Source organism: [Empedobacter] haloabium (genome assembly GCA_008011715.2).
Taxonomy (GTDB): Bacteria; Pseudomonadota; Gammaproteobacteria; order Burkholderiales; family Burkholderiaceae_D; genus Rugamonas; species Rugamonas haloabia.
Genome location: CP136508.1, coordinates 1,552,490 through 1,566,271, shown reverse-complemented (window position 1 = coordinate 1,566,271; position 13,782 = coordinate 1,552,490). Strand labels below are relative to the sequence as shown.

General features: G+C 64.9%; 11 protein-coding genes and 1 pseudogene. All 12 read right to left on the bottom strand.

Annotated features, from left to right (window positions below):
* Positions 1-382 precede the first annotated feature (382 nt).
* On the bottom strand, positions 383-1,324 hold the full coding sequence (locus tag E7V67_006850; GenBank protein ID WUR14822.1) for a glycosyltransferase family A protein: 942 nt from the start codon (positions 1,322-1,324) through the stop codon (positions 383-385).
* Complete coding sequence (locus E7V67_006845) at positions 1,324-2,754, bottom strand: O-antigen ligase family protein (GenBank protein ID WUR14821.1); 1,431 nt, start codon at positions 2,752-2,754, stop codon at positions 1,324-1,326. Before E7V67_006845 ends, E7V67_006850 begins: the two co-directional genes overlap by 1 nt.
* Before the next feature lie 9 nt (positions 2,755-2,763).
* Positions 2,764-4,266 (bottom strand): lipopolysaccharide biosynthesis protein, encoded by a 1,503-nt coding sequence (locus tag E7V67_006840; GenBank protein WUR14820.1) that lies wholly within the window; start codon positions 4,264-4,266, stop codon positions 2,764-2,766.
* Positions 4,267-4,303: 37 nt separating this feature from the next.
* Positions 4,304-4,990 carry an EpsI family protein gene (locus E7V67_006835; GenBank protein ID WUR14819.1) on the bottom strand — a complete coding sequence of 229 codons (687 nt, stop codon included), beginning with the start codon at positions 4,988-4,990 and terminating at the stop codon, positions 4,304-4,306.
* Positions 4,987-5,886, bottom strand: coding sequence for an exosortase B (gene xrtB, locus E7V67_006830; GenBank protein WUR14818.1), 900 nt, complete (start codon positions 5,884-5,886; stop codon positions 4,987-4,989). Before xrtB ends, E7V67_006835 begins: the two co-directional genes overlap by 4 nt.
* The gene (gene epsG, locus E7V67_006825) at positions 5,886-6,761 is read right to left on the bottom strand and encodes a chain length determinant protein tyrosine kinase EpsG (protein ID WUR14817.1); all 876 of its coding nucleotides are present in this window, start codon (positions 6,759-6,761) and stop codon (positions 5,886-5,888) included. Before epsG ends, xrtB begins: the two co-directional genes overlap by 1 nt.
* A 16-nt stretch (positions 6,762-6,777) precedes the next feature.
* Entirely contained in the window at positions 6,778-8,181 is a 1,404-nt protein-coding gene (gene epsF / locus E7V67_006820) for a chain length determinant protein EpsF (GenBank protein ID WUR14816.1), read from the bottom strand.
* Between the two features lie 37 nt (positions 8,182-8,218).
* Positions 8,219-8,959, bottom strand: coding sequence for a polysaccharide export protein EpsE (gene epsE, locus E7V67_006815; protein ID WUR14815.1), 741 nt, complete (start codon positions 8,957-8,959; stop codon positions 8,219-8,221).
* A 355-nt stretch (positions 8,960-9,314) separates the two neighbouring features.
* A pseudogene (locus E7V67_006810) lies at positions 9,315-10,076 on the bottom strand (EpsD family peptidyl-prolyl cis-trans isomerase).
* Between the two features lie 202 nt (positions 10,077-10,278).
* Positions 10,279-11,661: an undecaprenyl-phosphate glucose phosphotransferase gene (locus tag E7V67_006805; GenBank protein ID WUR14814.1), complete on the bottom strand. Its 1,383-nt coding sequence runs from the start codon at positions 11,659-11,661 to the stop codon at positions 10,279-10,281.
* An 11-nt stretch (positions 11,662-11,672) separates the two neighbouring features.
* On the bottom strand, positions 11,673-12,875 hold the full coding sequence (locus E7V67_006800) for an outer membrane beta-barrel protein (protein WUR14813.1): 1,203 nt from the start codon (positions 12,873-12,875) through the stop codon (positions 11,673-11,675).
* Positions 12,876-12,914: 39 nt separating this feature from the next.
* Positions 12,915-13,652, bottom strand: coding sequence for a CAAX prenyl protease-related protein (locus tag E7V67_006795; protein WUR14812.1), 738 nt, complete (start codon positions 13,650-13,652; stop codon positions 12,915-12,917).
* Between the last annotated feature and the right edge of the window lie 130 nt (positions 13,653-13,782).

The window sequence follows — 13,782 nt, the reverse complement described above, 5'->3', positions numbered from 1 at the left end:
GCCAATACCCGATCGGCGTTGAATGTGGGTCAATATGTCACCGAGGAGGCCCGGGCGCCGCCACAGGCTCTCCGACCGGGTTCGCATTATCATTCAGGCGCTGACGATTATACCGGCATCGGCGTGCGCGCACCGTTACCGCTGCGCGGGCAATGGCGCGCTGCGATATTGCGCTATGGCTGACGCGCCAGTTTCGATAAGCAGAGAAACTTGCAGGGAGAAACTACTGGTGATTATTACCGACCGACGGTAAGGCAGGCCATTAAATACTGCTGAGCCTGCATTAGAAGATGTATTGCAAATAAGACGACAAGGCGCAAATCGCACATGACCGAGACGGACCGGCTCCGGCCCGCCTCGCCACCGCGGTGGAACACAGTGCCTATTCGGCCAGTTGCGCCATGCGCCAGCGGCTCCAGCGCCCCACCATCTTCGGCGAGAACAGCAGACACATCATCAGTGCGACCGCCCAGTGCTTCGACCGGGCCCGCCGTGCCAGCCACAGCTGGTGCAAGGCGGCGCCGCGCCGGCCCCGTTCCAGTTGCGTACGGGCCACGCTGACGCGCGCGTCGCCGACCACGCGCAGCGCCGCCGTGCGCGCCGCGCCCTTGAGCTCGCCGCGCAGCGCCCGCGCCTCCAGGCGCTCGAACACCGGCATCAGGCGTTCGTAGGCCTGCGTGGTGACGAGGCTGCCGGCAACGGCGATACGATAGGCGACCAGTTCGACGGGCGAATATACCAGCTGCAGCCGCTCGCCCAGACGGAACCACAGGTCCTGGTCCTCCCCGTGCGACTCCCCGACCGGGAAGCACGGTTGCAGCGGCGCCAGATGTTTGCGCCAGACCGCGACCGAATTGGTGCACAGCAGGGCCCCGTTGATCCGGCGCCGTTCGTAGAAGTTCTCCACCAGCTCGGCCGGCACGGGCGATGGCGGCGCCGTGCTCCAGTCGGCCGGATCGTAGCCGCGCACGCGCTTGAAGGACGTAGCATAAAAACAATTGTCCGGATAGCGCTTGGCCAGCTCGACCATCGTGGCAATGTAATACGGGCCGTACCAGTCGTCCGCATCGAGGAACACGACCAGTTCGCCGCGGGCGGCATCGATCCCGGTATTGCGCGCCTTCGACACGCCGCCGTTCGGCTGGCGCACGAAGCGAACGCGCGGATCCCGGATGCCTTCGACGACGGCCTGGCCGCCGTCCGACGAACCATCGTCGACGACGATGACTTCGACATCCTGGTAAGTTTGCGTCAGCACCGACTCGATCGCAGCGGCAACGTAGGCCGCTTTGTTATAGAGAGGAATGATAACGGAGCACAACATCAGGCTAGACCTTTCGCGTAGATTGCGGGCGTGTTTGCGGACACGGCAGCGCGCCGTTTCGCCATGGACGGCACGTAGTAGGCCGTCAGCACGATGATCAGCATCAGGTGCGCGAGGGTTTCCATCGCGATACCGGTCATCGACAGCGGAACCTCACTGATGCCGCGGATAAAGACAATGACGAAAAATGCCAGCGTGACGCCACCGCTGGCGCGCGCCGTGCGCACTGCCAGGTAAGCCAGCACCGCGACATAGATGATCAGACCGATCACCCCCACCCAGCCGGCGCTGACGGCAGTCTGGTAGAACTGGCTGTGCGCATGCACGGCGAACGGCATCCGGATGGCGATCAGGAACGCCGGGTTCCAGATGGTCAGGCCGTAGCCGAACACGGGATTGCGATCCCACTCCTCCTGCGCCACGCGCCAGATCTGATCGCGGCCGCTGAACGAGCTGAGCGACGCGCCCTGATTGGAATTCATGGCCTGCGCGATATGGTTGCCGACGTCGCCGAACATGATCAGCATGCCCATGCCCAGCATGGCCAGCATCGCGCCGCCCACGAGCGCGACGGACACCAGCGGGCGCCGGTGGTCCGTCAGCCGTGCCGCGATCTCGTCGCGGTGGCGGAACCACGCGAAGCAGCAGCCCGCCAGCAGCAGCGAAATCCAGCTCGTCTTCGATTGCGACAGGATCAGCGAGAACATCCCCAGCGCGCCGGCGGCCCAGGTCAGCTTGCGGTTGTCGAACGGCCGGTGCCACAGGCACAGCAGGAAGATCACCGTCAGCGGCCCCAGCGTGTTGGCATGCGACGCCAGTCCCGCGTAGCGTACGGTCAGGAACGGGATGATGCCGTGATAGCCCGTCATCAGCACGTGCGAGCGCCGCACCAACAGGAAGGCGAAGCTGGCCAGCAGGAACCAGAAGATGGCGTTGCGCATGGTCTTCACGGACAGGTCGGCCTCCTTCGGCGTGAACAGCATCAAGGCCGTGGCGATGATCAGCACGTGCACGTATTCATGGGCGAAGTTCGGATGGCGGGCGAAGAACGCCGGACTGACGATGGTCGCGACATAGAACGTGAAGAAGCCGAACATCAAAAGCTTCGGCAGCGGTCGCCCCGGACCCGGCGTCGTGATGCGGTGCAGGATGCGCTCCGCGCACGTCAGCAACATGAAGATGGTCGCGAAGCGGCCGGTCCAGGCGGCGATCGGATGCTTGCCGGTGGCCACGCTGACCAGCTCGTCCGGCAGCGACAGGTCGCGCGACGACAGCGCCACCGCCAGCGCCGACGACAGCAGCGAAAGGTAGAAGAAGTACGGCACCAGGCCCTGCTCGCGCTTGTGGCCCCAGTGCATCGCCAGCGCGAGCGCACCGACCGCCCCCAGCGCGATCATGAAAACGATCAGTACAATCAGTGTTTCGGTCATATCAGAATCTCATCGAATGCTACATCTGGTGCGCAAGTACGCGTGCAGGCGCACCGGCACAGGAGGGCTGAAGCGCTGCAGCACGTCGATCACGCGCGCGCCCAGCAACTGCGGCACGGCCAGCACGGCGCATCCCGGCAACAATACCCCGCCGGCCACGGCCAGCACCAGTTTCAACAGCGCCGGCGCGCCGACCGGCGCCAGGCCGGCCGCGCCCAGCGTGCCGACGGCGCACAAGCCCATCAGCACCACGGAACGCCACGCCAGCGGTGCGATGGCGCCAAAGCTCACGTGCACCCGCCGGCAGGCGCAGAAACCGATGACCAGCGCGCGCGTCACCAGCGTCGCGGCGGCAATGATGGCGACCGCCAGCGCACCCTGCGCGGCATACAGCCACAGCGCGGCGCCCGCGGCGGCCAGGATCGGCAACTGCAGCAGGCTTTCCAGGTGGCGGCCGCCGGAATTCCACAGCACCGGCGTCGACATGCCCCAGCTGACGTAGGCCGGCATGGCCAGCGCCAGCACGGCCAGTATCGGCGCCGACTCCACCCAGCGCGCGCCGTACAGGAAAGCGATCAGGTAACTCGACGCGCAGGCCAGCAACACGAAGGCCGGGCCGATCAGCAGCCAGACGCACGACAGCACGGACAGGTACGCTTCGCGCAGCCGCTCCGGCTCGTCCTGCAGCTTGGTGCCGGCGGCCAGGAAGGCCGGCTGCAAGGCCGTCAGGAACAGTGAGTTCGGGGTATTGGCCAGGTTGTAGCCGACCGTGTACACACCCACCGCATGGGCGTTCAGGAAGCGGCCCAGGAACAGCCGGTCGATATTATTGAGGAACCAGTTGCAAAGGTTCGTCACGAACACGACCGTGCCGGCCGACGTCGAGCGGCGTGCGCCGGCGTACCACAGCAGCGGCCGCACCGAGTGCGGCGCGCGCAGGTAGGTCAGCAGCAGCAGCGAACCGGCCTGGCTCAGCCATGCACTGACCAGCGCCCACACGCCCGCGCCCAGCAGCGCCATCGTCACGCCCACGCACAGGTAGCCGATCACATAGCTGGCGATCTGGATGATGTTGAGGACGCGGAAATTGAGCTGGCGCCGCAGCAGGTTGGTGCCGGGTGCCGTGACGGCCGTCAGCAGGCAGGTCAGGCTGAGCCAGCGCACCACCTCCTCCACCCGTGGCTCGCGGAAATACGCGGCCACGGCCGGTGCGAACACGTACAGCAGGATCGTCGCGGCCAGGCCGGAGATCAGCTGCCACGTGAAGGCGAAGCGCACGTCTTTTTCCGTCATGTCCTGGTTCTGCACCAGGCTCCAGGAGAAGCCGAAGTCGGCCACGAACGTGCTGAGGGTCAGCACCACCAGGCCCATCGCGAACAGACCGTAGCTTTCCGGTCCCAGCAGGCGCGCCAGCAGTACCTGGGTCAATAGTTGCAGCAGGAACTTGATGAGCGTGCCGGCGGCGGCCCACTTGACCGCGCTGACGCTTTTCCGGTTGAGGTCACTGCTCATCTGTCACCGCTCATCTGTAAGTTCCGCCACCGGCGCATCAGCCCGGGAAGACGCCGATCAGGCGCGCGCGATCCTGCGGTGGCATGGCGGCCACCAGTTCGCGCACGAAGGCCGCGTGCAGCTTGTAGGCCTTGTCCGTATCCGTGTCGATGCTGGACACGCGCACCAGCATGCCGTCGGCAACCATGCCCGTCAGGCCGATCTTCAGTTCTTCCATGCGCTGGTCGAAGCCGGGGCGGCGCACCGCGTCGCCAACGTTGATCCAGTACGTGATCGGTTCGCTGCGCGCGCCGGCCGTTGCCAACAGCTGCTTCACCGGCAGCGTGCCGAACGGCGTCGGCAAGTCGTTCATGTGGGCGTCGCGCACGTTGAAGCCTTGCGCCACGTAGCACACTTCCGGCTTGTGCACGCCCATATTGTCGCCCTGGTCGCCGCCGTAGGCGATCGACAGCATGATGCGCTCGCCGTCCTTGTTGATGTACGTGCGCGACAGGGTCTGGTTGTAGATCTTGTCCAGGCGCGCCTGCGTGCTCGGATCGACCTGCAGCGGCACCACGTTGGGGTCCACGCGCCATTCGCCGAAGGACGACGGCACCTGCGTCTGCAGGTCGAACTTGGCGCGCTGGTCCGCCATCTTTTTGGTCGGCGCCACCGCCTGGGTGACCGCCGCCGTGGACGCCATCAGCAGCGCCAGTACGATGCTCTTGGTAATGGCCTTGTTCATGCTTTTGCCCCTTCCAGCGTGCGCCGCTCACGCCGGCGCACCACCCACTGCAACATGCTGTCTACAGTCAGAATCAATATCAGTGCCGTCACGAACAGCACCATGCCCGCAAAACCGTGCAGGAAGCCCTGCCCCGCCGCGTCGCCCATGTAGAACGTGATCAGGGTCAGCACGATCACGCGGATCACGTTCGCGGTGAACGAGATCGGAATGATCAGCAGGGCCAGCGCCAGGTTGCGGAACGGCGACGTATGGCGTACCACGTTCAGGTAGAACAGGCCCAGCGCTTCCAGGGTCAGCAGGGTCTGCAGGCCCGCGCACGCGTCGGCCACAAGCAGCTGGTACTGGCCGATCTGCAGGATCACGCCGCTGCGCGCGATCGGCAGGCCGGCCGCGTACAGGATGTGTTCCGTGACGAACGAGACCGCCATCTTCATCGGCATCGTCAGCGCGCTGATGATGGGGCCGGGCAGCGGCACCAGGAACAGCATGAAGAAGAACGGGAACCACTGCACGCGCAGCGCGGGCCAGCCGCGCTTGAGCAGCAGGACCGCCACGGCCACGCCCTGCAGCGACAGGATCTCGAACGACAGGATCTGTTGGGAACGGCCGAGAATGTACATCAGCAGCGACAACGCCAGCAGCGGCCAGCCCGCGTTCGTGGGCTTGGCGGGCACCTGCCGCACCTGCGGCCAGTTGCGCCACATCAGCCAGGCCGACAGCGCCAGGATGATCGGTCCGTGCGCCTGCTCCTCGGTCGCCCAGGCGCCTGTGAACAGGCGGTACAGCGTAGGCACCAGCAACAGCAGGAAACCCGCCGCGATCGGCAGCCATTCCGGCGCCTCGCGGCGCCAGTCGACCGCGCCAGGCGCGCCCAGTTTCTCGGCCATGTCCATCAGAAGCTCACCAGGACCGAACCGACGATCTTGACGCCGTTCTGCGCCAGCTGGTCGCTCAGCGCGCTGATGGCGCTCACCGGGGTGTGGTCCTTGCGGGCCACCACCAGCACGCCGCCGGCGCGCGCGGCCACGGCCAGCGCGTCCGAACCGGTACCGCCGGCCGGCACGTCATACAGCACGACGTCGTAGCGGCTTTCCAGTTGCGTATTCATCTGCCCGAACCCTTCACGGCTCAGCAGTTCCTGCGGATTCGGCGGCAGCGTGCCGGCGCCCAGCACGGACAGGTCGACGAACGACTCGATGCGCGTGATGGCGCCCTGGTCGGCGCGACCGGCCAGCATGTCCGACAGGCCCTGCCGCTGGGGCAGGTTGAAGATATCGTGCTGGCGCGGCTGGCGCAGGTTGGCATCGACCAGCAGCGTCTGTTCGCCCAGCTGGGAGAACACGACGGCCAGGTTGGCCGCGAACAGGCTGGCGCCATCGCCCGGGCGCGCGCTCATCACGACCAGCGATTTATGGCCGCGGGTGAACCAGCGCAGCATCAGCTGGCTGCGCACCGCGCGCAGCGTCTCCACCTGCGGGCTGAACGGCTGGTAGGCCGCCACCAGCTGCGGCGAGTACTTGCCTTCGCCCGGCTGCAGGTAGGGATAGTCGAACTGACGCGCCAGCACCTGCTGGATGTCCGCCTCCGTGATCAGTCCCAGGCGCTGGGCCGCCTCGCCGAAGCGGATCCCCAGTTCCTTCTGCATGCGCAGCACGCGCTCCGCACCTTCCGGCGTGATCTTGCCCGATTCCAGCAGCAGGCCGCCAATGCTGGAGCCGGCGTTGCGCGGAGAATTCGCGGCGGCCAGGGGAATGGTTGCTTGGTTCATCACTATCTCCAACAAATCAGGTTAAACGCGGGCGCCGCGGCATCAGCGAGCCCAGCATGCCAGGACGGCGGCGCGCGGAATTGTTCCAGTCGATCGAGCCGAACATCGGGATGTCCAGCGAGTCGCTCAGGTCGTTTTCCGAACGCACGCGACGGTCCAGCAGCTCGATGATCAGGGCCGCGCCAAAGCCCAGCAGCACGCCCAGGAACACGGACAGCAGCAGGTTGCGGAACACTTTCGGACCGTCCGGTTCCGACGGCACCACGGCCGGGTTCAGGATCGACACGTCCGATTGCTCGGCCTGGCCTTCGATACGGGTCTGCGAGCCGCGCTGCGCGGTCGCGTCGAACGCGCGCTGGGCGCTTTCGACGTCCTTCATCAGCACGCCCATTTCGTCGCGGGTGCGGTTCAGTTCCAGCACCTTGGCCTTCTGCTCGGCCAGGGCGGCACGGATCTGCGCCTCGCGCTGCGCCAGCACCGTGGCGTTGTTGCCCACGCTCTGGGACGTCAGGCTGATCTGCTCGTTCAGGTCGCGGCGCAGCTTGGCCACTTCGGCTTGTGCGCTCTGGTATTGCGGGTGGTTGCGACCCAGGCGCTGGCCCACTTCGGCCAGCTTCGCTTCGGCGTTACCGAGGCCGACGCGCAGGTTCTGGATCAGCGGATTGGCGTTCACGTCCGGCGACGCGGCGCCGCCCTGCGCCATGCGCTGGCGCGACGTCGCTTCCATCAGTTGGGCCTGCGCCGCCACCAGTTGCGCGGACAGGTCGTTCAGGCGGTTCGATTCCACGTCCAGGCGGTTGTCGACGCTGACGATGCCGTGTTCCTGCTGGTACTTCGACAGGCGGCTCTGCGCTTTTTCCAGGTTGTCGCGCAGCAGCTTGGTCTGCTGGTCGAAATACGTCGACGCGCGCCGCATCGGATCGACCTTCAGCTGCACGGTCGCATGCATGTATTCCTCGGCGAAGGCGTTGGCGACGGCGGCGACGAACTGCGGGTCGGAACCGCTGAAGCTGACGTCAACGACACTGCTCTCGCGCGACGGCGTCACGTCCAGCTTGCGCAGCAGCAGACCTGCCAGCCAGTCGCGTACCGTCCCCTGCCCGCCCGTCGCCTCGTTGAACTGGGCGATGACGGCCGGGCTGCTGGCCAGCTGCATCCGGTCGATCACGCGCAGCGCGACATTCTTGCTGCCGATGATGTCGATCTGCGTGGCCATGTAGCCGGGCATCAGGTTGCCCGGCATCGTCATGCCGGTCAGTGGGTCAACACCCTTGTAGTTCAGCAGCAGCGTGCTGTTGGCCTTGTACGTCTTGGGCAGCAGCAGGCTGATCGCCAGCGTCGCGAGCACGACCAGCGCCAGCACGCCGATGACGATTTTCTTGCGTGCCCGCAGGATCAGCAGGAGTTGAGAGAGATTCATGAATACACCTTACACTTGAGGAGACGCGACAGCCGCGTCAGAACAGGCTTTCCTTGACATAGACAATATCGTCCGTCTGCAGCAGGTCATCATGCTTGGCGTCGAAGACCTGGATCTTGCCCTGGGCATCGCGACGCTTGATGCGCATGCCGCGCTCGGTGCCGCGCGGGGTCAGGCCGCCGCCGACAGCCAGCGCCTGCAGTACCGTCATCGAGCGCTCCAGCTTGAACGCGCCCGGACGCTGCACTTCGCCGTAGATGTAGAAACGCGGTGCGCGCTCGACATAGATGATGTCGTCGGCAGCCAGTTCCACGTCGCGCTGCAGCTCGCCGCTGCGCATCATGTCGACGATGTCCAGCGACTCCTTCGTCACGGTGCCGTTGCGCTTGCGGATCAGCGTGATCGTGTCCGCGCCGTCCACGTTCATGCCGCCGGCCAGCGCCAGCATGTCCAGCACGGTACGCTTGCCCTCGATCGGGAAGCGGCCCGGACGGTTAACCTGGCCCAGCACCGAAACCTGCTGGCTGGAAATCGCCGTGACGAGGATCGTCACCTGCGGTTTCTTGATGTAGCCACCGCTGTCGAGCATGCCGGCGATCTTGCGTTCGGCCGCGGGAATTTCCAGGCCACCGATCTTGACCTGGCCGATCAGCGGAAACGTGATGTTGCCGCTCTGGCTGATACGGGTTTCCGTGCCCAGGTCGGGGCTGCCGTAGACGGCGATCTTCACCACGTCGCCGGGACCCAGCGTCGCGTCGGCCGCGTTGGCCCATCCCATGGCCAGGGTCATCAGCCCCGCCAGCATCCACATTACCAAACGTTTCATGGTCGTTCCTTCTTTTTTCTGAGGTTGATTGGTCGCTGTCGGCGTTTACTTCCAGACCGGCCACGCCGCGTGCCGTGGCATCGTCTGCCGCCGGTGCCGCCGGCGGGGCCGATGCCGCCGGTGCGCCGGCCGCCGGTGCGCCGGCCGCCGGTGCGCCGGCCGCAGGCGCCGCCGCCGTGCCGCCCGCCGGCTGGTTCATGTATTCGATCTTGGCGGTCGAGCGCAGTTGCTTGACGGCCGCCTCGGCCGCTTCCTTGTTCTTCTTGTTGAACAGGAACTGCTCGATCTGTGCGCTCGCCTGCTCCAGCGATACCGGCGCATCCTTGATGTCGGTGATCGAGATCAGCATGCTGCGCGCACCTTCGCGGATGATGAACAGCTGGCCCTTCGGCATCGCCTGCAGACGCGCGCTCAGCTCGGGCGGCAGCTCGGTCGTGCTGCGCGACAGCTGGGCACGGCCGTACTTGACCTTGTGCTGGTCCAGCCACGCGGCCACTTCCTCGAGCGACTTGGAGGCGTCGATGGCGCGCTTGACTTCATCGTTCACGTCCGCCGTCGCCAGCACCAGCTCGCGCATGTCGAATTGCTTGCGGTTCGAGAAGAACTGCGGATTCTGGTTGTAATAGGCTTCGACCTCCGCCTTGGTCGGGCGCGCCACGGTACCGATGCGCTTCTGCAGGTAGGCCTGGGCCACGATCGTGGCCTTGGCGCGCTCGATGGCTTGCACCACTTTCGGGTCGCGGTCGATCTTTTCCTTGGCTGCCTCGCTCTGCAGCAACTGGCGGTCGATCAGCGCTTCCAGCAGCTGCTTGCGGGCCGCTTCCTGCTGTGCCATCTGCGGGTTCACGCGGCTCAGCTCTTCGTTCAGCTGCAGCACGGTGATCTCTTCGCCGTTGACGCTTGCCAGCGCCTGCCCAGGTTTCTTCTCGGCCTTCTCGCCGCAAGCGGACATGGCGGCAGCAGCCAGCACCAGCAGGCCGGCGCTCAGCACCCGACGGTGAAGGACATGCCCCTGACGATGCGTCAGGCTAGGTTTTGCGAAATGTTTCAAAGACTCCTCCGGTTCCATGTTTTAAGCGCCGTGGCGGATAGCCGGTTCAGCGGTTCAGGTATTTACAAAAATATCAGACTATAGGCTCAAAAGCAACTTTTTTACTGCCGTGCCGTATCGTGCGACTGGACAAATTTACAACTTATCCTCCCATTGTAACGAAGGAATGCCATCGCACGATACAATTCAATCTGGAAACAACAGCAATTTAAGCCTGGCTTCAGTGTGCGTTCTCGCGGGCCAGAACGACCTTGACCGTCTTCAGGATAATCCACAGGTCGAGCCACAGCGACCAGTTGCGCAGATAGTCCAGGTCGTAACGGATACGTGCTTCCATCTTGTCCAGCGTTTCCGTCTCGCCGCGGAAGCCGTTGACCTGGGCCCAGCCGGTAATGCCCGGCTTGGCCTTGTGACGCAACATGTAACCCTTGATCAGCTTGCGGTACTGCTCATTGTGCGCCACCGCGTGGGGACGCGGGCCGACAATGCTCATGCGCCCTTGCAGCACGTTGATGAACTGTGGCAATTCGTCCAGCGACGTCTTGCGCAGGAAGCCGCCGACGCGCGTGATGCGCTGGTCGTTCTTCTTGGCCTGGACGACGTTGCTGCCGTCTTCCGTCACCGTCATCGAGCGGAACTTGTAGACGAAGATCTGCTCGCCGTACAGGCCATAGCGGCGCTGGCGGAAGATGATCGGACCCGGCGAACTGAGCTTCACCGCGATGGCGATCGCCAGCATGATCGGCAGCAGCAGCAACTGGATGATCAGGGCCAGCACGATGTCGCTGGCGCGCTTGACGAGGCTGTTGAAGCCCGTGAACGGCGTCTCGCAGATGGCGATCACCGGCATGCCGCCCACGTTGTCGAAACGGGCCTGCATCAGGTCGAACACATAGATATCGGGCAGGAAGTAGACCGAAGCCGTCGTGTCCTGCAGGTCGTCCAGCAGCTTGCGGATACGCGGCTGGGCCGAGATCGGCTGGCTGATGAAGATCATCTTGATGTTGTTCTCGCGCACGAACGCGGCGACGTCGCACATCTTGCCCAGGATCGGGTGCTGCAGGTCGGCCGGGCGGCGGTCTTCCGTGCGGTCGTCGAAGAAGCCGCGCACGCTCATGAACAGGTTCGGATAGCGCTCGATGGTGCGGGCGAACTTGATGCCCACGTCGTTGGCGCCGACGATCAGCACCGAACGCACTTCGCTGGCCTTGGAGGGGTCCGAGCCGACCTTGCGCGCGGCCAGGTGGCTGGCCAGCAGCACGAACGGCGTGGCGACGAACCAGCTCAGCACGACGCTTTCCTCGTAGTGGTAGGCCAGGCCGCTGACGGAACCGAGGAACACCAGGATCAGGGCCGTCACCAGCCAGCCGCCGAAGATGTCGCGCGAGTAGGCCAGCATGCGGCCGCTGCGCCACGTGCGATACGGATCGATGTGCTGGTACACGGCCGACGAAATGAAGAACGCCAGGATCATCAGCACCAGCGAATAGCCGGTAAACGGCTCGCCGTACAACATCGACGTCGCGTACAGCGTGCCCATGATGATCAGTGGATCGAGGACGCGCTGGAAGAACGATATCAGGGGAATATCATTGATGGTCATTGCTTGACTTCTCAGAACTGCACGCTGGCGTTGATCGACAGGCCGTTGGCCTTGTAGTCGTTGGTGCCCGCGAGGGGGCTGCCGTTACGTTTTTCACGGAAGGCCGTCAGGCCAAGTTGGGTGCCGATGGTCGGCGCATAGGTCAGGCCCAGCTGCGCGCTGGTGGAGCGGTCGCTGGCCTCGCCGCGGAAGTTGACCGACGGCAGCTGCTCGAACTCGCGGTTCTCGCGCCGCACGCTGGCCGTGGCCTGCATCTTCGACGTCACGGTCCACGTGGCCGCCACGCTGGCGCCCTTGTTCAGGCTGTTGCTGACGACGAAGCTCTCGACGGCGGCGAATTCACGCCACACGTCCGCGTTGAAGCGCACCTTGCCCAGTGGCGCCCAGGTCACGGCGGCACGGCCGTTCACGCCGCTGGAATCACGCCCCGTGAAAAAGGCGTGCTTGCGCTTGGCATAGCCGGCCAGCATCTCGATGTACGTCACGCCGGAGAAGCGCCAGTTGACGCTCGCCTTCAGCTCGTCCTGGGTGTAGTCGTCGTCCAGCGCCACGCCGTTGATGCGGCGCGGATTCATGTAGTGTCCCTTCCAGTGGCGCACCACCAGACCGACCTTGCTGCCGCTGGACGCCAGGTAGTCCGCGCCCACCTCGGCCAGGTCTTCCTGGCGGTTGTTGACGCGCTGCGCCAGCAGTTCGTATTCGTTGCGGTTGCGGGTGACGCCACCGCGCACCTGCCAGCTCGGATGGAAGCGCCAGGCGGCGTTGACGTACTCGCGCCGCGTGGTACGCAGGTTGCGCTCGCTCGAGTTGTAGTCCGAAAACGGCGTCAGCGTCTCGACATAGCTGCCGCCCAGCAGGCCCGACAGGCGGTTGCCCAGCTGCCAGTACAGGTCGGCCTTCAGGTCCTTGCCGTTGTAGTCGAGCTGGCTGTAGTGGTCGAAATTGACGCGCGACACCTTGGCCGTGGCGCTCAGCCGTTGGCGGCCGATCGGGCGCTCGACGATGACGCCGGCCTGTGCCTGCCTGGCACGGTCGGAACGCTGCACGCCATCGCCGGCGTTGTCGGGCAGGCGCAGCAGGTTGTCGTCGTACGTGTACCCGAGGGCCACGAACGGATGGATGGTATCGCTGATTTCTGCCGAGGCCGCGCCGCAGACCAGCGCGGCAGCCAGTGCCAGCGGCACCATGCGGACAGATGGATGGAAACTCAACATTATTGTGTCGTCTTCTTAAGTATTAGCGAACATTCAATCTTACCAGTAAGTCCAGCTGCCAGTGACCACGACCCAGACACCCAGCAGGCCGTTGGTCGTGGCGTGGGCAAGGATCGCCGACCATAAATTCCCGCTGCGCATGTAGATCAGGCTGTAGGCGATGCCGGCCACGATGCCGGCCAGCCACAGGTTGTGCTCGACGCCGAACAGCACCACCGTCACGGCGATCGCCTGCAGCCCTACCCTGGCCGGATAGACGTCGAGGAAATCGTGGCGTTCCAGCCAGCGCATCAGGAACGAACGCCAGAACAACTCCTCCATCAGCGGCACCACCAGGGCGGCACCGGCGATGCGGCACGCCACCAGCAGCCAATCCACCCGGCCGCTCGCATCGGTCGGATTGAACCCGGCCGAGACACCGACCTGCATCCATGCCGCGTCCAGATTGACCCACAACACGAGCACGACGATGCCGACCGCGACCGCCTGGACGACGTGCGGCAGGCGCATCGTGCGCCAGGCCAGTTCCGTATAGTGACGGCGGTACGCCAGCAGCACCGCCACCACGGCCAGGGCCTTGACGGGATACAACCAGCGCAGCTGGTCGGCCGTCATGCCCAACCGCTCGCACAGGTCGGCAATGGCGATGAAGGCCATGTAGGTAGCGAACGGCAGTATCCGCGCGCTCGATTCGCGTCCGAAGAAGCCTGTCGCCGTGGCTGGCGTCGCCGGGCCCGCGCGACGTGGCGTGGGAGGTTTTTGCTGCTGGGCTGTCATTGAAGTCTGCCTTCCTGTCGTTACGAGGGCCACTCCCACGGGCCCCAGGGTTTGCAGATTTTACAATAACAAACGCCGGCTGTAGCGCACAAAATGTGCGCGAAGGCAATTTACTGCCAGATTGCCCCGG